The 20,677-nt window shown below is 58.5% G+C and carries 20 protein-coding genes; 12 read left to right on the top strand and 8 right to left on the bottom strand.

All coding sequences use genetic code 11. From position 1 onward, the window contains the following. Positions 1 to 8: 8 nt before the first annotated feature. The 4 genes from ACIQJ2_RS25045 to ACIQJ2_RS25060 all read left to right on the top strand — a co-directional run bounded on the left by ACIQJ2_RS25045 (position 9) and on the right by ACIQJ2_RS25060 (position 3,331). Positions 9 to 1,112 carry an ABC transporter ATP-binding protein gene (locus ACIQJ2_RS25045; RefSeq protein WP_400671502.1) on the top strand — a complete coding sequence of 368 codons (1,104 nt, stop codon included), beginning with the start codon at positions 9 to 11 and terminating at the stop codon, positions 1,110 to 1,112. Continuing rightward, positions 1,109 to 1,756: an HAD family hydrolase gene (locus ACIQJ2_RS25050; protein WP_400671499.1), complete on the top strand. Its 648-nt coding sequence runs from the start codon at positions 1,109 to 1,111 to the stop codon at positions 1,754 to 1,756. Before ACIQJ2_RS25045 ends, ACIQJ2_RS25050 begins: the two co-directional genes overlap by 4 nt. Positions 1,757 to 1,768: 12 nt before the next feature. Then, positions 1,769 to 2,434: an HD domain-containing protein gene (locus tag ACIQJ2_RS25055; RefSeq protein ID WP_400671496.1), complete on the top strand. Its 666-nt coding sequence runs from the start codon at positions 1,769 to 1,771 to the stop codon at positions 2,432 to 2,434. A gap of 270 nt (positions 2,435 to 2,704) precedes the next feature. After that, positions 2,705 to 3,331 carry a hypothetical protein gene (locus ACIQJ2_RS25060; protein WP_400671494.1) on the top strand — a complete coding sequence of 209 codons (627 nt, stop codon included), beginning with the start codon at positions 2,705 to 2,707 and terminating at the stop codon, positions 3,329 to 3,331. 288 nt (positions 3,332 to 3,619) lie between these two features. Here the strand turns inward: ACIQJ2_RS25060 and ACIQJ2_RS25065 are convergent, their stop codons facing one another. Further along, a complete protein-coding gene (locus tag ACIQJ2_RS25065; RefSeq protein WP_199150147.1) occupies positions 3,620 to 4,327 on the bottom strand; it encodes a nucleoside deaminase in 708 nt (235 codons plus the stop codon). Between the two features lie 496 nt (positions 4,328 to 4,823). Beyond that, positions 4,824 to 5,864, bottom strand: a complete 1,041-nt coding sequence (locus ACIQJ2_RS25070; protein ID WP_400746618.1) for an HpcH/HpaI aldolase/citrate lyase family protein — start codon at positions 5,862 to 5,864, stop codon at positions 4,824 to 4,826. On the opposite strand from ACIQJ2_RS25070, the gene ACIQJ2_RS25075 reads away from it, so the two are divergent. From ACIQJ2_RS25075 to ACIQJ2_RS25085, 3 genes are all read left to right on the top strand, one after another. Beyond that, positions 5,863 to 6,513, top strand: coding sequence for a flavin reductase family protein (locus ACIQJ2_RS25075; RefSeq protein WP_184708868.1), 651 nt, complete (start codon positions 5,863 to 5,865; stop codon positions 6,511 to 6,513). The two genes, ACIQJ2_RS25070 and ACIQJ2_RS25075, sit on opposite strands and share 2 nt — an antisense overlap. Before the next feature lie 10 nt (positions 6,514 to 6,523). After that, positions 6,524 to 7,333, top strand: coding sequence for a hypothetical protein (locus ACIQJ2_RS25080; protein ID WP_400671489.1), 810 nt, complete (start codon positions 6,524 to 6,526; stop codon positions 7,331 to 7,333). A gap of 81 nt (positions 7,334 to 7,414) precedes the next feature. Beyond that, the gene (locus tag ACIQJ2_RS25085; RefSeq protein ID WP_400671486.1) at positions 7,415 to 8,293 is read left to right on the top strand and encodes an amidohydrolase family protein; all 879 of its coding nucleotides are present in this window, start codon (positions 7,415 to 7,417) and stop codon (positions 8,291 to 8,293) included. A 2-nt stretch (positions 8,294 to 8,295) separates the two neighbouring features. Here ACIQJ2_RS25085 and ACIQJ2_RS25090 read toward each other — a convergent pair whose 3' ends face one another. After that, the gene (locus tag ACIQJ2_RS25090; RefSeq protein WP_400671484.1) at positions 8,296 to 9,060 is read right to left on the bottom strand and encodes a DNA-binding transcriptional regulator; all 765 of its coding nucleotides are present in this window, start codon (positions 9,058 to 9,060) and stop codon (positions 8,296 to 8,298) included. 279 nt (positions 9,061 to 9,339) lie between these two features. Here ACIQJ2_RS25090 and ACIQJ2_RS25095 point away from each other — a divergent pair, with 279 nt between their 5' ends. From ACIQJ2_RS25095 to ACIQJ2_RS25115, 5 genes are all read left to right on the top strand, one after another. Beyond that, entirely contained in the window at positions 9,340 to 10,809 is a 1,470-nt protein-coding gene (locus ACIQJ2_RS25095) for an aromatic amino acid lyase (RefSeq protein WP_400671482.1), read from the top strand. A 91-nt stretch (positions 10,810 to 10,900) separates the two neighbouring features. Further along, complete coding sequence (locus ACIQJ2_RS25100) at positions 10,901 to 11,941, top strand: ABC transporter substrate-binding protein (protein WP_400671480.1); 1,041 nt, start codon at positions 10,901 to 10,903, stop codon at positions 11,939 to 11,941. A 5-nt stretch (positions 11,942 to 11,946) separates the two neighbouring features. After that, complete coding sequence (locus tag ACIQJ2_RS25105) at positions 11,947 to 12,831, top strand: ABC transporter permease (protein ID WP_400671477.1); 885 nt, start codon at positions 11,947 to 11,949, stop codon at positions 12,829 to 12,831. Between the two features lie 10 nt (positions 12,832 to 12,841). Then, positions 12,842 to 13,642: an ABC transporter permease gene (locus ACIQJ2_RS25110; RefSeq protein WP_199151429.1), complete on the top strand. Its 801-nt coding sequence runs from the start codon at positions 12,842 to 12,844 to the stop codon at positions 13,640 to 13,642. An 18-nt stretch (positions 13,643 to 13,660) separates the two neighbouring features. After that, positions 13,661 to 14,713: an ABC transporter ATP-binding protein gene (locus tag ACIQJ2_RS25115; protein ID WP_246762485.1), complete on the top strand. Its 1,053-nt coding sequence runs from the start codon at positions 13,661 to 13,663 to the stop codon at positions 14,711 to 14,713. 526 nt (positions 14,714 to 15,239) lie between these two features. On the opposite strand, the gene ACIQJ2_RS25120 is transcribed toward ACIQJ2_RS25115, so the two are convergent. From ACIQJ2_RS25120 to ACIQJ2_RS25140, 5 genes are all read right to left on the bottom strand, one after another. Then, the gene (locus ACIQJ2_RS25120; RefSeq protein ID WP_400671473.1) at positions 15,240 to 16,280 is read right to left on the bottom strand and encodes a LacI family DNA-binding transcriptional regulator; all 1,041 of its coding nucleotides are present in this window, start codon (positions 16,278 to 16,280) and stop codon (positions 15,240 to 15,242) included. Positions 16,281 to 16,290: 10 nt separating this feature from the next. Then, the gene (locus ACIQJ2_RS25125) at positions 16,291 to 17,052 is read right to left on the bottom strand and encodes an ABC transporter permease (protein ID WP_400671771.1); all 762 of its coding nucleotides are present in this window, start codon (positions 17,050 to 17,052) and stop codon (positions 16,291 to 16,293) included. 83 nt (positions 17,053 to 17,135) lie between these two features. Next, positions 17,136 to 17,960, bottom strand: a complete 825-nt coding sequence (locus ACIQJ2_RS25130) for an ABC transporter permease (protein ID WP_400671471.1) — start codon at positions 17,958 to 17,960, stop codon at positions 17,136 to 17,138. Between the two features lie 60 nt (positions 17,961 to 18,020). After that, positions 18,021 to 19,154 carry an extracellular solute-binding protein gene (locus ACIQJ2_RS25135; RefSeq protein ID WP_400671469.1) on the bottom strand — a complete coding sequence of 378 codons (1,134 nt, stop codon included), beginning with the start codon at positions 19,152 to 19,154 and terminating at the stop codon, positions 18,021 to 18,023. Positions 19,155 to 19,191: 37 nt separating this feature from the next. Continuing rightward, positions 19,192 to 20,316 carry an ABC transporter ATP-binding protein gene (locus ACIQJ2_RS25140; protein WP_400671467.1) on the bottom strand — a complete coding sequence of 375 codons (1,125 nt, stop codon included), beginning with the start codon at positions 20,314 to 20,316 and terminating at the stop codon, positions 19,192 to 19,194. Positions 20,317 to 20,677 lie beyond the last annotated feature (361 nt).

Here is a 20,677-nt window from a genome sequence, read left to right on the forward strand (position 1 = left end):
ACAAGTTCATGACCATTGCCATGACAGCGAGGGCAACAACTGCCCTCGCACCACAGGCCGTTACCGTCCATGGCTTGACGAAACTCTGGGCGGGCGCCGAGCGCCCGGTCTTTGACCGGCTGGATGTCAATTGTCCGGCAGGCGGCGTTACCGTGATCGTTGGCCCCTCCGGATGCGGCAAGACCACGCTTCTGCGCTGCCTTTGCGGCCTTGAGACAGCGACTGCCGGCACCATTCGTTTCGGCGAGCGTGAGGTGACCCATGTCGATCCGCAGCGCCGCGGGGTGGCGATGGTTTTTCAAAACTATGCGCTTTATCCCGCCAAGACGGTGTTCGAGAATATTGCCTTTCCGTTGCGCATGGCTGGCGTCACGAAGGCAGAAATCGAGAAACGTGTGCTTGCAGCCGCGCAGCTTGCGCGCATCGATGCGCTGTTGGGACGTCTCCCGGCGCAGCTTTCCGGCGGCCAGCGTCAACGCGTCGGCATCGCCCGCGCCATCGTGCGCGGACCGGGCGTGCTTCTGATGGATGAGCCACTTTCCAATCTCGACACAAAATTGCGGATCGAGATGCGCGCTGAGCTTGCCGCCCTGCAGCGGGAGATTGGTGCAACGACCATCTATGTAACACATGACCAGACAGAAGCGCTTGCGCTTGCCGACCATCTGGTGGTGATGCGTGACGGGCATATCGAACAGCAAGGCAGGCCCGAAGCCATCTTTTCGCAGCCGGCCAACAGCTTCGTCGCCGATTTCCTCGGCTCCATGAACCTGGCGCCAGTCGAGATCGAGGGGGCGGGGGTGAAGATTGGCGGCGACCGAGCCATCCATCTGCCGAGATCCACGGATCTGCCAGGTAAGTTTATCCTCGGTTTTCGCGCCGAGGATGTCACGCTTGGCGCCACGGGCGAGGGGCTGCGCCTCTCAGCTTTTGTTCGGCGCTCCGAACTGATGGGCGTCGAGCGGCTCATCCATCTGGACTGCGGCAACTGGCGCTTTCGCGCGCGCCTTGCCGAGGCGCTGGAACCCGGCAGTTCGGTGGAACTCTTCGTTGGCGCCGAGCGCCTTCATTATTTTAACACTGATGGCCACCGCATGGAGATTGGGAATTGATAGAAAAGCATGTCATCTGGGACTGGAACGGCACCCTCCTCGACGACTTTACGATCACGGCGCGGATCACCATCGATGCGCTTGGCGATCTCGGTCGCCCGGGTGTGACGGAGGCCGATATCCGCGAGCACTATCAGCGGCCGCTCGCCAGATATTTCGACGCTCTCCTCGGTCGCACGGCCCTGTCTCATGAGTTGAAACATCTCGGTGATAGCTATGTCACGCGTTACGATGCGGCGATGCACGATCAGCCGCTAGCCGTCGATGCCGTTCACGCGCTTGAGGCCATTGCCCCTTTTGCCAGCCAGTCCTTGCTGTCGATGGCGCCGCATCCGCAGATCGCGACGCTGATCGAACATCATCGTCTCGGTGAGCATTTCAGACTGATCCAGGGCTTTGCCGGCGCCGGACATCCTTCGAAACGTGACAGCCTCGTCGCTCACTGCGAGGCGCTCGGCGTTGCGACCGACCGCTGCTGGATGATCGGCGACACGGTTGACGATTTCGATGCCGCGAGCCGGCTTGGTATTCGCACCGTTCTGGTGACCACGGGCATGCAGGCGCGCGCCGCATTGGTCGCGACGGGTGCCCCTGTCGTCGACACATTGGCCGATGCCTCCCGATTGATCCTCGAAACCAGATAGAAGCAGATGGAAATGCCGCACAAAGACCTGATCGCCCGGCTCGAAGCCGAATTCATCGCCCATGACGATGGTAGTGATGCAAGCCACGATATCAATCACGCCCGACGGGTCATGCGTGCTGCACTGCGGATTGCGGCCACTGAAGGCGGCGGCGACGAGGGGGTCATCATCGCCGCCGCCTATCTGCACGACTGGGTAAACCTGCCAAAAAACGATCCGAACCGGTCGCGCGCCTCGGAATTTTCGGCAGATGCCGCAAGGCCGATCCTGGCCTCTATCGGCTTTGCGTCGGACCGCGTCGAGGCCACCTGCCATGCTATTCTCGCACATAGCTTCTCGGCCAATATTGCGCCGCGGACGCTCGAGGCGCGGGCGCTACAGGATGCAGACCGGCTTGAGGCCCTGGGAGCTATCGGCCTTGCAAGGGTCTTCTCGATCGCCGGCCAGCTCGGTTCCTCCCTGTTCAATGGAGAGGACCCGTTTGCCAAGAACCGTCCGCTGGATGACCGCCGCTATGCTGTCGATCATTTTGAGGTGAAGCTTTTGCGTCTGCCCGAAACCATGCAGACGACGGCCGGCCGGAACATGGCGGAGGAGCGCGCAGACGTGATGCGGAGCTTCCTGCGCAGCCTAGCGTCTGAACTCGGAAGTGACACGCCGTGGGGAAATGCGCGGTAATGGCCGTGCGCTCCTGATGCAGCAGCGCGCTGGTCGAGCAAAACTGAAGGCACCATGCCAGATCAATAAGGTTGTTTCGAATTGAATAATCCCAAAGCTCCGCATCTGACGCCGGCAAAGCTGGTTGGCCGCCGCTTCGCGCCGGACGTATTCGGTCCCGTAAAAGTCGCTCTCATCGGTTATTGCCCACCGCCGCCGGCGCTCGAGAACTACCACCCCCGCCGGTTCGAGGAACAACATTTCATTCACGTCTCGCCGGACAGTGTGCGCATGCTGCGCAATGACGGGCGAGAGTATCTCTCGCTCGCTCATGTCTATGGAGGACCTGTTTCTTCCTCGACTGTCGAGGAGTTGGCCTACTACGGCATCGAACTGATTCTCGCCTACGGACTTGCCGGGGGACTTGGCACCAAGGGGCTGAAGATGGGTGCCTTTTATCTCGTCGAGGACGCATTGGCGGCTGATGGAACGACACGCCATTATTCGCAAGATCGTATTGTCTCTGCAAACCGTCAACTGGTCAGTCAAACCCAAGCGCGGTGGATAAAGAGCGATGCCAGTCCGCCAATCGTGACCGTCCGGGCGGCAACCGGGGACGCGATCTATCGTGAAGACGATAAACTGCTGGACAGCTTTCGCCGCGAGGGTTGCGATATTGTCAACTTGGACAGCGCTCACCTTTATGCCGCCTCGAGCGAGAATGCCGCCGGGAGACAGATCCGCACCGTTCAGTGCGGCGTGATATCCGATATAGTAACAGGCGGCCCAAGTCCTGTATCGGAAAGCACGTTATCCGCCATGCTTGCGGACGGCGACCAAGGGCTGAACCCACTCACGATGACCGGCAAGATCGTGTCGTTCTACATTGAGAGTCTTCTGCCTTCACTTGGCTATTAAACGGCCGGAATTGTCATCCGTCACGCCGATGGCGCATCGATCAATGCCGAAGGCGCACTTGCCGATGATGTGCGTGATGGCTGAGCCGCGTTTGCGTTTCGTCGCGACCCGATCACATATCCGAACAATAGATCTTTTCGAAGGGTTCGATCCGGCTCGAAGGCTTAGCGCGAAACGCATCAGGGCTAAAATCTCGCGAAGCTCAGCACGCGAAGCAAAGCCGCCTCCGTCTGAAAGCGACTTCGAATCAGGAATGCGACCCCTCTATAAAGCCTCTCTGGAAAGGGCCTAGTAAGGATGCTTGTCCGCCTTGTTGGACCAGGCCCGGTAGGCTTTCAGGCCCTCCTCGCGCTCGAAACCGGGTGTTACGGCAATGCGGCGCTGGTCCCATGGCTTCTGGAAGTCTTCATACTGGAAGGCGTCGTCGAAGCCGATCTTGCTCGTGTCCTCAAGGCTGGCGGCAAAATAGACATGGTCAATGCGCGACCAATAAATTGCGCTCATACACATGGGGCAGGGTGCGCCATTGATGTAGATCTCGCAGCCCTTCAGCATCTTGGCCCGCTCCGGCACGGGGTCCGGGGAGCCAGGCTCGCGGGGGATCATCTCCAGTATTGTGCCGGCGGCGTAATCGCTGCCGAGTAGCGCCTTCGGATTGAGCGTCGCGGAAGCATCCATGATCGCCGTTACCTCGGCATGAAACACAGGGCAACCCGTGAGCAGCACGCGGTTTTGGCCACGTCCGATGACCTTCCCATCCTTCACGATGACCGCACCGAAGGGGCCACCCCAGCCCTTCTCGACCGATTCGATGGCAAGGCGCGTGGCCTCAGCCATGAAGGCCTTCTTCTCAGGTGTGGCTTCGACGGGCTTTGCCTCTCCAGATGCCTCAGCGCTCGAGGCTAGGAACCACGTGCTCGCGACGGCTGCGCCGGCCGTAGCAAGAAATCTCCTGCGATCCGTGGCGATCGGATCGTCGCAAATGAATTTACCCATTCGACTACTCCCTAATAAAACAGATGGCCTAGAATGATCATGGTAGATCATAGTCGCCGTGAAAAATGAGTTAAGTTGCTGAATAATATTGGAAGAATGGAAATAATATTTGCGATTATGCTGGCATTACTTTGATAGATTATTCGCCCATTTTGATCGTGGGCCAACCTCGTGACTCTTGCGCGAAGGAGCGAGATGGTGGAGCTGAATGTTGCGCTGGAAAATGTCTGAGGCCGTTCTCGTTTAGCGCTTAAGGTGTGATTGCCTCCGTCTTGCAGCTCTTTTGCAGAATTTCTGATTGGTTGGCGACCTCAAGTGTTCCTTGCCGTCACGCAGCCTGGCCATTCAAAATGGCGCTCTTTGAAATCGCCCATCAACAATGCCGCGGAAAACCTTGGACGCTCTTTCGGCTGTAGACGGCGTTTTGCAACAAGGCTGTTTTAAGCGCAGGCAGCGCCTTGTCGCGATGGGATATGGAGGATTGCTATGCGGCTCTTCAAAGAGAGCCGCGCTTGTCCCCGGCAAACGATGATAATCCGTCCATGATATTCCGGGCGGCATTGCGAAGCATGCCCTGATCCGAGGACACGATGAAGGAAGACACGCCCTTGGTCGCCAAAGGCTCAATATCCGGGCCGGTCTCAACCATCATCCACACGGACTTGCCGGCGCGACGGGTAGCATCAATAATCCTGTCGACCGCCGACACGATCGTGGGATGCTCTCTTGAGCCCGCGCCATAGGCAACAGTCAGATCTCCGCGGCCGATGAACACCGCGTCCAGCCCCTCGACGGAGACGATGTCCTCGATGTTGTCAACACCGGCTGGATCTTCGATCATGGCAATTGCCGCCACGCCGGCGTCCGCTTCATCGACATGTTTCCACATGGATTTGGCGCCGTAACCGCCCGCGCGTGTTACGGCAGAGAAACCACGACGGCCGCCTCGGTAGCGACATGCCGAGACCAGTTCTTTCGCCCGACCAGCGCTATCGATATGCGGGGCGAGAATGCCGGCAGCGCCGCAGTCCAGAGCCGAAAGTATGCCATCTGGTGCCAGGGCGGGAACTCTGACAATCCCCGATATCGCAGATGCCTTGCAGGCGAGGAGAGCCAAATCTGTCGCGGCGCGGTCGAACACCCCGTGCTCTTGATCAATAACGACAAAATCGAAACCGGCTCCCGCCAATATCTCGATCGTAGATGGGCCGGAAATCTTGACGAAGGTGCCCAGCAGCCTTTGATGGTCTGCAATCCGTGCTCTTAAGGTGAGATGAGGATTTGGTTCATCCATGCTCGTACTCCAGGATATCGCCGAACTCTGAAAGTCAGGAATACACCTCGTGGCCGGGAGCGTGTCTGATTTCTGGTGGCATTTCAGCAGTTGAAACGACGATATTCTCAACTTGTCCTGAAATATCGACTTGCATAGCGTCCGCCAAAACGATGCCAAGCCCCATGGGTCGGTTGCAAAATGGTCTCGGACGATGAGATCACAGCGTAAGCCGGGCATCGCCTCAGCTGGAGAGTTGTTCATGCCCAATACCGAGCCCGTCTTTGTCGACATCGCGCTGAAAGCCTACAAGCGAGGCATTTTGAACGCGATTATTGCCCCGCGACCGATAGGCTGGATGAGTACGGTGGATAGTGAAGGGAATGCCAACCTGGCCCCTTATTCCTACTTCAACATCATGTCCAACGAGCCGCCGATCCTCGCATTCTCCTGCAACACGCCGGAGGATCGTACCGCGAAAGACACGCTAAAAAACGTCCGTGAGACCGGTGAGTTCGTATTCAACCTGGTGAGCTACGACCTTGTCAAAGAGATGAATATGACGTCCGCGCCAATCCCGGCCGGAATGGACGAGTTCGAGTATGCCGGGCTCGAAAAAGCGAACTGCATCTATGTGAAGGCACCGCGCGTTGCCCGATCGCCGGCCGCCCTGGAGTGCAAGGTCATCGAGATTGTCAGACTGACCGACGAAACGGGCAACGCCAACGTCAATGTCACCTTCGGCAAGGTGGTCGGCATGCACATTCAGCCCGGCTTCCTTGAGGAAGGTGGGTATTTCAATACGGCTCTCGCACAGCCCGTAACGCGTTTGGGCGGTGCCGAATATGCCATTTCCCAACCAAGCTTCGAGCTGCAGCGACAGTTTACCCGCGCCGACGAGGCCACCTATTGAGGTCCGAACAATGATTTTACGCCCCGTTTCGCTCTCGTATTTCGCCAAGACGTCCGCCCCAAGTTCAATCATTCGAGGCCAGAATTTCACGGTCGAATGTGTCACTGGTGCCGATGGCGCGGACATTATCATTCATAGCGATCATGAAACCATTCTCCTCATTCCCGAAAGCGAAGCGTCGCTGACGATGGATTCCGAAAGGGTGGAAATAGCAAGCCGGTCCATCGCTGTCGTGCCGGCCGGTGCGTTCCAACTTCACCTACCGCGCGGTGCAAGGGCGTTTGCCCTGACGACGGCCCGCCGAGATATGGACTCTCGCAACGTCGTCAATGCCGACGACTATAAGGTGCTGGATGGACGTGTGATCCCGGTAGCAAAGCCAATGGTGCGATTGGAGAAGGATGCCGATCGCATTCGCGTCTATCAGGTGGATGACATCCCCTTTCCCGAAGGAAATCCCAGGCTGAAGTTCTTTCAGAGTTCGACGATGAGTATCAACTGGGTCGAATATGAAGGACAGCGGGACCGGACGAAGTTGTCGCCGCACGCGCATGAGGATTTCGAGCAGGGATCTCTCGCGATTGCAGGTGATTTCGTACACCATATCCGTACCCCATGGGTGTCCAATGCCGAGGAATGGCGCGAGGATCAGCACATCGAGGCCTCGGCTGGCAGTATGGCGATTATTCCCCCCGAACTCATCCACACAACCGAGGGCGTCGGACCAGGGCGTCATATCTTGATTGACGTATTCGCCCCGCCGCGGGCGGACTTCATCGCAAAGGGCTGGGTATTCAATGCGGGCGATTACCAGGCTTGATTAGGCAATCGGGTCTTCGTTTGCCGAGGAGCCCACATCCCAGATCACCAAGCAACCTTCGTTCAGATGGAGACGCCCCCAATGACGGCCGAGACGCCGATAAATCAGCCCGTCCTCGAACATAGCGTTTGTGATTGCCACGTTCACGTCTTTGACGATCCGCGGGCGTTTCCGTTCGAGACTACCCCGGCCTATAAGCCACCTTTCTCTCCGGCAAGCGCCCTCATAACGAACGCCGATCAGGCAGGCGTGTCGCACGTCGTCCTCGTCCAGCCGACGCCTTATGGCCGAAATCTTGATCTGATAAGGGCGACGTTGAAGGCGCTGGGTTCCAGGGCCAGGGGTGTCGGCGTGGCCGATGCATCCTGTGCCGTAGAAAGTCTCGCCGCTCTCAAGGAGGAGGGGGTCTCCGGGTTGCGGTTTGTCGAGAACCTGCTGCCCGACGGCAGCCGCATGCCGGGAACCGTGCCCCTCGATACTTTCCTTCAGAAGCTTGCACCGGCTTTGGCGGAGGTTCGTATGCATGCGGAGGTGTGGGCGCCGCTCTCGGTGATGCTCGAGCAGTGGCGGGCCGTGGAGAAGGCGAAAGTTCCGATTGTACTCGATCACATGGGCGGCTTCGATCCTCAACTTGGTCTTGGGCATCCGCATTTCCAGCGCCTTCTCGGCTTGCTGAGGGATGGAGCCGTTTGGGTCAAGCTGGCCGTATGCCGGCGCGCGGCCGGCATTGGCTATGATGCAATCCGGCCGTTTCATGATGCGCTGGTGGAAGCAAATAGCGAGCGTCTTTTATGGGCTACGGACTTCCCGTTCGTACGGTTCGCCGGGACGCCGCCGACGAGCGCTCAATTGCTGGCTCTGTTCGACGCCTGGGTTACCGATAGCGAGTTGAAGAAGCGCATCCTGTTGCGCAATCCCCTGGAACGATACGGATTTGAAGCTTCTTTGGCTCAACGTTGACCCTACGGCGTTTGCAGCTGTGCCTCAATTGCGGTGACCGTTTCGCGGAGGGCTTCGATGATGGTTTTCCGATTCTGGTTTCCGCGCAAGGCAGACCTGAAATAGGTGACGCCGAATGTCGCGAGCACGCGTTCTCCGGACCGGATTGGAAAAGCGATCGTTCCCGAGCTTCTCGGTTCGAGTTCGGGATTTCGTTCCGCAAAGCCTTTCGCCCGCGTGCGCGAGATCATCCGTTCGAAAGTGCTGTCACCTATCTGGCTGTTTTCCGGATCCTTGGAAGCCCGCATGACATCGCGCAGAATTCGCTGCTCCTCCGGCGGACAGAAACAGAGATAGGCTCGGCCGAGCGCGCGACCGCCTAGACTCAGTCGGCGCCCGAGCGAGGCATGGAAGGGCGAAATCGGACTATCCGGAATGGTGCTGTAGTTGATCACGACCGCATCGATATCCAGGGTGCAGATGGCGCAGGGCCACAAGATCTCTTTGGTCAGCCTGTCGGCGAAAGAGCGCGCCACCTCGATGACTTTGGGAGCACCGTGAAACCCGGAGCTCAAATTCGCGATTGCCGACGTTACGTGATATCCGCGCGTTTTCTCGTCCTGATTGACATATCCAGCCGCGATCAGCGTTTGCAGAAGCCGTACGACGGTCGGCTTCGGAATGCCGGTTCGGGAATGTATTTCCTTTACGCTCACGAGACCGCCTTGGTTTACGGTTGCAAGAACTGCAAGAGCTTTCGTCACCGCTTGAACAGGCGCGAACGTCATCTAAACCTCCCATCGCCGATAAGATCGTACGAACTGACGAGTCATACGCTCAAATCGGCCTTCCGATCTCGATTAGATCTTTACCCCAACGCCGCGCAAGGGCGGTGTGAACGGATCGGTGTTCGTTTCATTGTTTGAAACGCGTCGATTATGCAGTTGTCCGCAGTCGTTGAATGGCCTACCCATCGACCACGATAGCGCATGAGGTGAATCTCGGCGGCGCAAGAGGGTGAAAGTCCCGCACAGATCATTCCACGGTAAGGCGGGCGGCCGTTCCATATGCAATCATTGCGCCAAGATATCGTCGAGATTACCGGCCAGCACCTGGCGATGGAGCAGGTCGTTTCCGTATCCCGAAGCGGTTCCAAGGTCATTGTAAGTCCCGACGCGATCGAGCGCATGGTGCGCGGCCGCAGCATATTGGAAGAGGCGATCGCGCGCGGCGAAAGAATATATGGCGCGACCACCAGCGTTGGGCCGAAGACAACAGCCAGCATCAGTCAGGCAAACACCGCCGAATTCAGCCGGCGCTTGCTTCGTACCCATAATGCAGGGCATGGACCGCTCGCGGCCAAGGATGTTACGCGCGCCACCGTACTCCATCTTCTCCATTCGTTGGCAAGCGGCACCACGGGCGCAAGGCCGGTTCTGGCAGAACGCCTGGTGGATGCGCTGAACGCGGATCGGCCGATCGCCATGCATCTTTGGGGATCCATGGGGCAGAGCGATATGTCATCGATGGCCGACGTCGCGCTTGCTGTCTTCGACGATATCGATCTGGAGGCCGGGGAGGCTCTCGCGCTTCTCAATTCGAGTGCCATGTCGACGGCAGTTGCCGTGCTTTCTTTCGTCGATCTTCATCGCCTGCTGCAGCTTTCGACCCTCGTTGGCGCGCTTAGCATGGAAGGGTACGCTGCCAACCCTTCGACCGTTTCCGAGATCGCGCTGCGGTCTCGCCCATTCGACGGTCTTGTCCGGCACGGCTCGGCGATCAGAAAATATGTCGAGGGCAGTTATATCCTTTCGGCCGGCGGTCCTCGAAATCTGCAGGATCCCTTGTGTTTCCGCTCGATGGCGCTAATCCACGGCGCCGCCGAGGATAGTCTTGCCTTTTCGAGGCAGCAGATAGGGCGTGAGTTGAACGCGAGCCAGGGCAACCCGGTGATATCGCTGGAACATGGCAGTCTCGCTGCGGTAGCAAACTTCGATATGGTTACGCTTTGCATGGCGCTCGACGTAATGCGGCTTGCCTTCGCCCCGGTTTTCACCAGCTCGACCGAGAGGGTTGCAAAGCTCGTCGACACGACATGGTCCGGCCTTGCGATCGGCCTCATCGAGGAAGACGGCATCGGTGCCCCCGGCTTCAATGGGGTCGCGCTTTTCCATAAGTCGATTACATCGGAAGCGAGGCTCCTGACGGCCCCCTTGGCAGGTGAGCTGGCAAGCTCAAGCCATTCGAACGGGGTGATGGATCGGGCGTCCCTCGCTGCGCTGGGCGGCCGGCGTGGATTGGAACTGGCGCAGTTGGGTACCTCTATCATTGCCATGGAGCTTATGGTCGCCGCACAGGCCGCCGAGTTGCGTGGACGGACGCCGCTTGGAAATGTCACAGGACAGTTGTTTGCCTTTGCGCGGCAGACGATATCCTTCGCCGCGGCAGGGCAAAGGCCGCCAAACGTGCAGCCTCTACTGGAGCAATTGCAAAGCAATCGCGATGCGGTCGATAGCATGATTGCAGCGAGCAATTAGCCGGAGGCGGCCGCGCGGGCGATGGAGGTTTGGTGCGCAAGGTGCGCGCGACGTGGTCCGGAAAACATATACAAAGAAGGAGGAGGAACTCATGTTGAAGATAAGAAACTCGTTGTTTGCCGCGCTCATTGGCGCCACGAGCGCGGTCGTCGCGCTCGACCAGGTGCGCGCAGAGGACAAGTCTCTGACCTTCGTTTCCTATCAGGGCACCCTGCAGGATTCGCAGATCAAGGCTTGGCAGCAACCCTATACTGCTAGCAAGAACGTTCAGTTCGAAAACGATTCGCCACCCGACGGCGCGAAGCTGAAGGCGATGGTCGAAGCCGGCGCGGTTTCTTGGGATGTCATGGATCAGGGCGCTGCCTTCGCCGAGCAGAACTGCGGTAAGCTTCTGGAAAAGCTAGATTTTTCTAAGATCGATACCTCGCAGTTTCCCGAGGGGTCCGTGAGCGATTGCGGTGTGCCTGTCTATTTCTTTGCCCTGACATTCGTCTACAATACTGAGAAATACAAAGATCATCCGCCCACGAAACTTGCCGATTTCTTCGACTTGAAGAACTTCCCCGGAACGCGCGTATTGCCGCCCGACATCAGCCTCGGCACGCTCGAATATGCCCTCATGGCGGACGGCGTCGATTCCAAGAACCTTTATCCAATCGATGTGGATCGCGCGCTCAAGAAGCTCGATACGATCAAATCGTCGATTATCTTCACCAAAACGAATGGCGCGCTTCAGCAGGCCCTCGTCGACGGCCAGGCCGATATGGGGTTTGCCGTGACCGGCCGCGTCATGGCATCAGCCAAGGCCGGCGCGCCGATCGCTCCCGTTTGGGACAAGACGATCCTCGGCTGGGATGCACTGATCGTCCCGAAGGGCACTGCAAATCTTGCGACGGCGATGGATTTCGTCCAGTTCGTCTCGCATCCCGAACAGAATAAGCGCTTTGCGGAACTCGCAGGTGTCATCGCTGCAACAAGCAAGGCGACGCCGGACTACTCCGACCTCAACAAGACGTTCAATCCACGTCTGCATGACGAAACCGGAGACAAGGTACTGCTTTCCAATGTGAAATGGTGGTCGGCGAATCTCAACTCGGTCATCGCCAAGGTCACTCCCTGGATGTCCCGATAGGTCAAATGATGGAAGCAGTTATCGACAACCGCGCCTCTGAAGGACGGAAAATCACGGTGGCGCCAATCAATATTGCTGTCTGGCTGCTGCTTCCATCGACCGTTCTCTTGCTCGCGACCTTCCTCTATCCGTTGTTTTCCATCGCGGTTAGGAGCTTTACCGACCCTGAGTTGGGGTTACAGAACTACACATCGCTCCTGACCGACGACATCTCCATCATCATCATTTTGAGAACCCTGCGTATCGCTGCCATTGTTGCGGTCGTAACGCTGCTTATAGGTTTTCCTTATGCTTACATGTTGACGCTGGTCACACCCCGCATGCGTGCCGTACTGATGACGGTTGCGCTGCTGCCATTCTGGACCTCGGCTATCGCTCGGAGCTTCGCATGGACATTGTTGATGCAGCGGGGCGGCCTGATTGAAACGGCATTCTCCTGGGTCGGCTTGCCCGGCATGGTGCTGGTCCGCACATCGACCGGCGTGACGATCGCGATGGCGCAAGTTCTGCTGCCTTACATGATCCTCCCGCTCTATAGCAACATGCGCGGGATCGACCGGCGCCTATTGGACGCTGCGGCCTCCATGGGCTCGCCGAGATGGCGAGCATTTTTGGAGATTTATCTGCCTTTGTCGTTACCCGGTATACTTGCCGGCCTGTCGCTCGTTTTTGTTATCGCTCTTGGCTTCTATGTTACCCCTGCGATCCTCGGGTCACCACAGGAGGCGCTTGTTTCGCAGCTCATCGCGACGCGAGTCGACACATTGCTCGACTTTGGGGGCGCCGGCGCACTTGCCGTTATCGTTCTGCTTGTCGCCGCAGCACTGATGGCGCTGATCGGCCGGCTGAATGCCCGTCTCGATCTGCAACCCAATACGGCTGGAAAGTGAGGTGAGGGCGATGTCTCCTTTCTCGACGCGTCGCGAAGGCGGTCCTGGCCTCTTCCTGCGGCTCATGACGCTGTTGACGGCGATCCTGATTGTCCTGCCGACATTCGTCGTTATTCCGGCGAGCTTCACCGCCGGCGAGACGTTCCAATTCCCACCGCGGGAATGGTCACTGCGGTGGTATGAAAACTTCTTCACGTCGCGCGTTTGGCTTTCGTCTCTACTGCAGTCGCTGCAGATCGCCTCACTTACGGCGATTTTGGCCACCGTTCTCGGTGTCTCTGCGGCGATCGGGTTGACGCGCATTCCGCGCAGGACGGGTGCGGCCTTAAGAGTTTTCTTTTCGCTCCCGTTGACTGTCCCGAGCGTGGTGATCGGGATCGCCATATATGCCGTATTCCTCAAGTGGCATCTTGCCGGCACCCTGTCGGGCTTGGTTCTTGCGCATACCGCGCTTGCCATCCCATTCGTCATCACGACGGTTGCCGCCAGCCTCACTGGCTATGACAACACGCTCGATCTTGCGTCATCCAGTCTGGGGGCTGGAAGTGTCACGACGCTTTTGCGGATCAAGATCCCGCTGCTTGCGCCCGGCGTGATTTCAGGTTTCCTTTTCGCATTCGTCAGCTCCTTCGACGAGTTTGTCGTTGCGCTCTTCCTGCAGACTCCAAAACTCAGAACGCTGCCGGTCCAGATGTACAACTCGATCGCCCTTGACATGGATCCAACCATATCTGCCGCCTCCAGTGTGATTGTCGTCGCAACGACGCTTATCTTCCTGTTCGTCTCGCTCAGAGCCGGCAACAAGTTGTAGAAACGCGATTCCGTAACAATGATGAAAAAGCACTCGATCAAAATCTCGAACGCAACCCGTTACTATCCGGGTGCTGCAAAGCCCGCCATCGACGATATTTCGCTCGACATTGCGCCCGGCGAGTTCATGACGTTTCTGGGTCCCAGCGGTTCCGGCAAGACAACACTGCTGTCCATTATCGCCGGTTTCGTTGGCCTGAATGCCGGCTCGGTCGAAATCGATGGCCGGGACATCACCAACCTTAAGCCGCACAAGCGCGACCTCGGGGTCGTCTTTCAGCAGTATGCGCTTTTCCCGCATATGACAGTGTTTCAGAACATCGCCTATCCGCTTCGTCAAAGGGGAGTTTCGAAGGCGGAAATCGAAACCAGGGTGAAGCGCGTGCTCGACCTCGTGCAGCTTGGCGACTTCGCGCATCGACTGCCGCGGCAACTTTCGGGCGGACAGCAACAGCGCGTTGCACTGGCGCGCGCCGTTGTCTACGAGCCGAGAGCGCTGTTGCTTGACGAGCCGCTGGGCGCCCTTGATAAGCGCCTGCGCGATCGCTTGCAGCTTGAGATCGCCCGTATGCACCGTGAGCTTGGGATGACATTCGTGTTTGTGACGCACGATCAGGAGGAAGCGCTTACGCTCTCCGACCGCATCGCGGTTTTCAACAACGGGAAAATAATGCAGGTCGGCACGCCGACGGAATTGTATCGTAGTCCGAATTCGTTGTTCGTCGCAAAATTCCTCGGGGAATCCAACATTATGGAGGGATCAAGCCGGGAAACGAGCATTGTTGTTCGTCCGGAGCATGTTCATCTGAAGATGCCGACCAACAGGCTCTGCGAAAATGAGCTTTCGAAGGCCGCGAGAATTACGGAGATCGCCTTCGCGGGTGCCCACCTCAAAGTGGGATTGGCCTTCTCCGGTGGCGAGACCGGTTCGTCTTTGATCACCGCTGGAAACCCACTGCAGTTTCAGCGCGGCGAAGAAGTGCTCGCCGTCTGGAACATGGAAAATCAACACATCGTTGTGAATGACGAACAAGTCGCCGATATATCCAAAGGCCGACCCTCCCTGTTGTAGTGTTTCAGCGGGCTCGTGTCCTTGTTGATGCCTGAAGCCAGACTATCGGTCTATGAGGCAGGGTAGATCGTGCTTGTTGCTCTGGGAGGGAGGTCCCATGAGTGTCATTCTGACTTCGATGGTGGCGCCGGGTTCACCGGCAGATTGCCGAAGGTATTCGGCAAGTTTGGGGTCATCTTACCCTCTATGGCTTCTTGGGTCTCGCAAGGGATCGCCCTTGTCGCAGTGCGGTTCACAAGGAAGCGCCAGACGCGCGGCTTTCCTTCTGAGGAGCGGAGAGAGTGCCCGAAGCCAGCGGGCAAACGCCTCGGCCAGACGGGAGAGACCTGTCTTCAAAAGCCCATCTAACACATCTGCAAGAAGTGAATAATACGGACAAGGTCTTGCGCTCGCACAGTGTGGGCACTTTCCAGTGAAGACAGATCCCAAGCGAGGGAGCACGCGTTAACGGCGGACGCTGGAGTTAAGCAGCACGCAAGAAACCTGCATCATCCGAGAATTCGCGATGGATGGCGCGCTCTTTTGATCACGGCTTGAAGCTGTCGCGAATGATCAGCTCGGGAATCACGCGTTCGTGGGCCGGTGGCAGATCCGGATTGGCGAGCCGTTTCTCGATGAGCTCAATGGCTTGCTTTGCCATGACGATCGGGTCCTGGCGAAAGGTCGTCAGGCGATAGCTGAGCCACGCAGCCTCCGGCACGTCGTCGAAACCGATGACGCTGATATCTTCAGGGATCCTTAGACCAAGCGTGGTCCTCACGTAATCCATCAGGCCAAAGGCGATCTGGTCGTTCGCGCAATAGACGGCGTCGGGGCGCTCCGGCTGCGAGAAGAGTTGCCGCGCCGCGGCAATGCCGCTGTCATAGTCCGAATCCTTGCCACGCCCGATCGAGACGCTCGCGCCGAGTGCGACGGCCGTTGTCATGAACGCTGTCTCGCGCTCCGCAATGCTCGATGTTGCCGAATGCGATCCGGCAACCGCCAGGCGACGGCGGCCTTTTTCGAAGAAGATGGCGGCGGCCTTTCGGGATGCCTCCGAGTTTCCCGCACGCACATGGTCGGCATCCGGTTCCGAGCGTCCGATCACCACCAGCGGCTGGCCGTTTCGGCGCGCCAATTCGACGAACTGAGCAGGCGGCGAACCCGACAGGATGATCGTCGCCTCCGCACGATGGCCGATCAACATCTTCTGCGCCGCCAGCAGTTCTTCTTCCGTCTGGCCCGTATTGATGAGGATCGGAATGCTGCCACGCTGGATGAGCGCCTTGGAGAGAGCGGCGGCCAGATGGGCACGAAAGCCGACTTCGGGGCGGGTGGCAACGATACCGACAAGGTGACTCTGATTGGCAAGGACGCCGCGTGCCAGATCGTTGACGTGGTAACCGAGTTCCTCAGCCGCCTTCATCACCTTTTCCCGGGTGAGCGGCGCAACGCTGGCCCCGAGTGTGAAGGTTCGGGAAACCGCCGAGCGGGATACGCCCGCAAGTCGAGCGACCTGCTCGGCGCTTACGAAGCGCATCCGCTCCTTGCGTTGGGTCTTTCCATCGCGTCCCGACCCGTCGTTCATGCTAATCTCTCTAGTGCCCCACTCGTGACAGGACGTCCGCCTTCAGGAATCGCTCGACGATGAACATAAACACCAAGGATGGCACGAGCAGCAAGAGGGCGGTGATGGAGGCGATCTGATAGTTGCCGCCTGACCCTGCGGTATAGAGTAGCAACGGAAGCATATTCACATCGGGCGCGCCGACGAAATAGCTCCCGGTGAACTCGTCGAGGCTTTCCAGGAAGACGAAGATCGCGCTGGCCATCAGGCCGGGGGCTGCGAGTGGCAGCGTGATATCGAGAAAGGCCCGCAATGCGCTAGCGCCTGCCGAGCGCGCCGCTTGTTCCAACTCCTCGTCGATCGCCGAAAAGGCCGCCGTCGCAATCCACACGGCATAAACGAGACCGTGAGAGGCGTGCACCAGCACGACGCCCAAGATCGTGCCGTTGAGGCGAATTTCGTAAAAGATGCGGGCGACGTTCACATAAACGGTGAGATTCGGGAAGGCCTGGGGGATCAGGAAGGCGAGCAGGATCAGCGCCCGGAAAGGCAGCTTCAGTCGAGCGAGCGCGTAACCGGCAGGAATTGCAAGCAGAAGCGAGAGCACCACCGTCAGGAAGGCGACGATCAGTGAGTTGGTGAGCGACTGAGCCGCTCCGCCACGCGGCGCAAATACGCGGGCCCAACTGCCGAAGCCGTATTCAAGTGGCAGGCTGTGCGGGAAATACCACTTTTCGGCAACCGTCCAGAGAAGCAGGTTGGCGAGCGGCCCAAAAATGAAGAAAGCCAGCATGGCGAAGATGATGGTGCGCGGGATCCACCAGAGCACGGTCAAGGGATGCGATTGTGTGGCTGTGACACCTACGGCAGCGTTTGTCATGCTCGCTCCTTGAGGCTCTGGCGAAGATAGATCCATGCGACCGATGAGGCGAGTACCAGCGAAACGAGACCAAGCGCGTTCGCGACCCCGTAGTCCCCGTAGGCGTTCACCCGGAAGGCGATGTCGGCCGTCAGCATGGTCGGCGATTGTGCATTGATCATCAGCGGCACGGACAGAACCGACATCATGGTGACGAAGGATAGGATGAGACCAACCGTGAGCGTTACCGACACCTGCGGCACGACGATCTCGAAGAGAACGCGCAGGCGCGAGGCGCCGAGATTGCGCGCAGCCTCGATCGTGTCGCGATTGATGGAGGCCATGGCGCCTGCGACGAGCAGCGCGACGAACGGCGTCTGCTTCCAGACAAAGGCGATGACGATCCCGCGCCAGTCGAGATAGCTCTGGGCGCTAAGCGGCGACAGCAGGCCGAGGCTGATCAACGTACTGTTCATGAGGCCGCTTTTCGCCAGAAATGTCCGCAGGATCTGGCCGACGACGATGAAGGGAATGAACATCGGCCAGCGGTAGAGCCAACGCAGAATGGCAACGGCGACCGGGTGCTCTCCAAGCGTCAGATATCCGCCGATGGCAATCGAGCCAATACCGATCAGCGCTGTGGAGATGGTAATGATGACGACCGTAAATATGATGTCATTCGTGTAGAGATCGAAGGTCTTGTAGAAATTACCCCAACCGAAGGCTCCGCCGTCTACGCGGAAAGCGCCGACCGCCGACATGATCAGCGGCAGAATGAAGAGAAAGGCGATCACCGCCAGCGCCGGCAGTACCAGCAATAGACCGAAGAGGCGTTTGGACATGAGTCGACCTCGTCAACGAGAAAAATGCTCCCCGCCGTTTCCGGCGGGGAGCGGTGCGGCTTACTTCACGGACTGTTCGTAGGCTTCCAGGATCGCGGAGTTGTAGGGCGCGATCGGGAAAGGCTTGCCCTTGGAGGCAAGGTCATCCGGTGTGATATCGACAAAAAGCTTGTTCCAGGTCGCTTCGTCGAGCTTCGGCTTGACGAACTGAGCGTCGATGCCAGGATACCAGTTGAACTTCTTGACGATGCCGTCGGCCTGAACTTCAGGGCTGGTTGCAAGAGCGATGAACTTCTCGGCAAGTTCCTTATGCGAAGCCTTGGCCGGGACGACGTAGTGCATCGGCTGGCCGGGCATCCCCGGGGAGGGCAGGAACAGCTTCAATTCGGGCGGCAGTTGGCCGTTCGCCTGCCAGGAGTAGAACATGTCGACCCAGACCGGTCCCATGGCGATTTCGCCGCGAGAAAGAAGGTCGAGCGTGCCGGCGTTGCCGGGCGTCAGGGTCGCATTCTTGGTGAAGTCTGCGAGGCTCTTGAAGGCGTCGCCCCATTTGGCGGTTTCTTCCTTCTTGAAGGGGCCCGTCATCAGGTTGTTGGCATCGCCGCTACCGAAAGCGTAGATCCAGCCCATGACGAAGCTAACGCCGGAAGCGCCGCCCTTGATGCCGTTATAGCCGAACTGCTTCGGATGCTCCTTGGCCCATGCGGCGAGTTCCGTGTAGCTCTTCGGCGGGCTTTGAACCAGCGTGGGATTGTAGGCGATTGCCGTCTGGCTGTTGAACATCGGCATGACGTAGCCATCGACGTCGGCACCGAGAGCGTTCTTGGCATTGCTGCGCGAAACGAGCTTGCCGGTGTCGATGTTGGCGCGGTACTTTTCGAGGTAGCCCTTCTGGACCATCGGGCCAGCGAACTTCTCGTGCACGACGGCGACGTCGATATCCCACTTAGCGCTGCCAGCTGCCTGCTGAGCGTCAAACCGCTCCAGGATCTTCTGCGAGCCGGCGTCGCCGGGGCCTGTGCCAACGGCGCGAACGGTGTTGCCCGGATATGTCTTTTCGAAAAGCGGTCCGAGATATTGGTTGACGTAGTCGACCATGTTCTGGTCGCCCGCGGTTGCAACCGTCAGTTCCTCGGCCTTCAGAGGGAAAGCAGCAAGAGTAATGGCGAAAGCGGCATAGGTCAGTCTCTTCATGAGTACATCTCCATGGGTTCAATGAATAAAGTCAGGTTCAAGCTTTCCCGGCTGCGGACCGGGAAATCGATATGGCCGGGTTTGGGCCCGGCGAATTGAAAAGGAAGAGCGCGTCTGGCGCGACATGGACCTGGACACGCTCGCCGGGCTCGAAAGCCCGTGATGCATCCGCCATGATTTCACGGTCGCCAAGGCGAACCGAATGACGCCAATGGCCACCCGGATAGCTGACGGCCGTGACGTCTCCAAGAAATGTCATGCCCGGGGCTGCGATCGGCGTGTCCGTATGGAAAAGCTGTGCTGCTTCCGGGCGGAAACGCGCCTCGATTGCGCCGGCGCGAAGATCGCGGCCAAGCATCGGCACATATCCGGCGGCGTTCGAGGCAGCAGCCGCTATATTGAAATTGCCGCCTTGTGGCGCACCTTCAAGATGAAGGACGTTTTCCGCGCCCATGAAAGCCGCGACGAACGCTGATGCGGGGCGGTTGTAAACCTCCTCGGGCGTGCCCTGTTGTGCGATATTTCCGGCATTCAAAATGACGATGCGATCCGCCATGACCATGGCTTCTTCACGGTCGTGGGTGACGTGGATGGCCGTAATGCCAAGGCGCTTCTGCAGCGCGCGCAATTCATGGCGCACGGTCAGCCGGATACGGGCGTCGAGATTGGACAATGGCTCGTCAAGCAGCAGGATCTCGGGGTCGACTGCAAGCGCACGTCCCAGTGCGACACGCTGGCGCTGGCCGCCTGACAGCGCTGCCGGCTTGCGTGCTCCCAGCCCATCGAGACCAAGAAGTGTCTGCATGGCGGCCACACGGCTTGCAATCTCCGCCTTCGCGACGCCTTTGAGTTTCAATCCGTAGCCAATGTTCTGTGCCACGGTCATGTGCGGCCAGAGCGCATAGGACTGAAAGACGAGCGCCATGCCGCGTTTGTCCGGCGGCAAATGCGTGATGTCTTTACGGCCTACAACGACGACGCCTGAGGAGGGCGCGATAAAACCCGCAACGACGCGCAGCAGCGTCGTCTTTCCGCAGCCTGACGAGCCGAGAAGCGCAACGAACTCGCCACGAGCGATGCTGAGATTGATATCGTTCAGAACCTGTGTGTTGCCGTAACGGCAGGCAACAGAATTCAGCTCGAGAAACGGGCTCTGTTCCATTCTTACTCCTCCATTGCACGGCTGTGCAATCTGATTGAGAGCCTAATAAAATGTTTGCTTAACGGCCAGATGACAGATGATATTTTTTTGTCCCGTATTGGTTGTGAGGGGCCAGATGCAGCCGGAGACCATAGCCTGGACGCATAAAAACAAGCGAACCAGGGGGAAACGGGGCAAACAGCTGTTCCGGATCAGGGAACCTCACAGTCTCGACATCAGCGAACTGGGCGCCGCCTGATGCTTTCTAAGGCCTGCTCGATGTGCCGCAGCCTCGCGATGCCGGCTTCGACAGCCGGGGACTGCGTGTTCGGCACTGGAAATCTCGACAGGCTGCAAACCACTCCCGACGGCCATCAGAGGT

This window comes from Rhizobium sp. NPDC092011, from assembly GCF_044756305.1.
Taxonomy (GTDB): Bacteria; Pseudomonadota; Alphaproteobacteria; order Rhizobiales; family Rhizobiaceae; genus Rhizobium.

Excerpts from the sequence above, each read along its gene's own strand:
- ACIQJ2_RS25095 (WP_400671482.1), top strand. The coding sequence starts at position 9,340 with ATGCAATCATTGCGCCAAGATATCGTCGAGATTACCGGCCAGCACCTG.
- ACIQJ2_RS25115 (WP_246762485.1), top strand. The coding sequence starts at position 13,661 with ATGATGAAAAAGCACTCGATCAAAATCTCGAACGCAACCCGTTACTAT.
- ACIQJ2_RS25100 (WP_400671480.1), top strand. The coding sequence starts at position 10,901 with ATGTTGAAGATAAGAAACTCGTTGTTTGCCGCGCTCATTGGCGCCACG.
- ACIQJ2_RS25120 (WP_400671473.1), bottom strand. The coding sequence starts at position 16,280 with ATGAACGACGGGTCGGGACGCGATGGAAAGACCCAACGCAAGGAGCGG.
- ACIQJ2_RS25110 (WP_199151429.1), top strand. The coding sequence starts at position 12,842 with ATGTCTCCTTTCTCGACGCGTCGCGAAGGCGGTCCTGGCCTCTTCCTG.
- ACIQJ2_RS25065 (WP_199150147.1), bottom strand. The coding sequence starts at position 4,327 with ATGGGTAAATTCATTTGCGACGATCCGATCGCCACGGATCGCAGGAGA.
- ACIQJ2_RS25085 (WP_400671486.1), top strand. The coding sequence starts at position 7,415 with ATGACGGCCGAGACGCCGATAAATCAGCCCGTCCTCGAACATAGCGTT.
- ACIQJ2_RS25090 (WP_400671484.1), bottom strand. The coding sequence starts at position 9,060 with ATGACGTTCGCGCCTGTTCAAGCGGTGACGAAAGCTCTTGCAGTTCTT.
- ACIQJ2_RS25070 (WP_400746618.1), bottom strand. The coding sequence starts at position 5,864 with ATGAACAACTCTCCAGCTGAGGCGATGCCCGGCTTACGCTGTGATCTC.
- ACIQJ2_RS25080 (WP_400671489.1), top strand. The coding sequence starts at position 6,524 with ATGATTTTACGCCCCGTTTCGCTCTCGTATTTCGCCAAGACGTCCGCC.
- ACIQJ2_RS25140 (WP_400671467.1), bottom strand. The coding sequence starts at position 20,316 with ATGGAACAGAGCCCGTTTCTCGAGCTGAATTCTGTTGCCTGCCGTTAC.
- ACIQJ2_RS25045 (WP_400671502.1), top strand. The coding sequence starts at position 9 with ATGACCATTGCCATGACAGCGAGGGCAACAACTGCCCTCGCACCACAG.
- ACIQJ2_RS25130 (WP_400671471.1), bottom strand. The coding sequence starts at position 17,960 with ATGTCCAAACGCCTCTTCGGTCTATTGCTGGTACTGCCGGCGCTGGCG.
- ACIQJ2_RS25060 (WP_400671494.1), top strand. The coding sequence starts at position 2,705 with ATGCTGCGCAATGACGGGCGAGAGTATCTCTCGCTCGCTCATGTCTAT.
- ACIQJ2_RS25105 (WP_400671477.1), top strand. The coding sequence starts at position 11,947 with ATGATGGAAGCAGTTATCGACAACCGCGCCTCTGAAGGACGGAAAATC.
- ACIQJ2_RS25055 (WP_400671496.1), top strand. The coding sequence starts at position 1,769 with ATGCCGCACAAAGACCTGATCGCCCGGCTCGAAGCCGAATTCATCGCC.
- ACIQJ2_RS25135 (WP_400671469.1), bottom strand. The coding sequence starts at position 19,154 with ATGAAGAGACTGACCTATGCCGCTTTCGCCATTACTCTTGCTGCTTTC.
- ACIQJ2_RS25125 (WP_400671771.1), bottom strand. The coding sequence starts at position 17,052 with ATGCTGGCTTTCTTCATTTTTGGGCCGCTCGCCAACCTGCTTCTCTGG.
- ACIQJ2_RS25075 (WP_184708868.1), top strand. The coding sequence starts at position 5,863 with ATGCCCAATACCGAGCCCGTCTTTGTCGACATCGCGCTGAAAGCCTAC.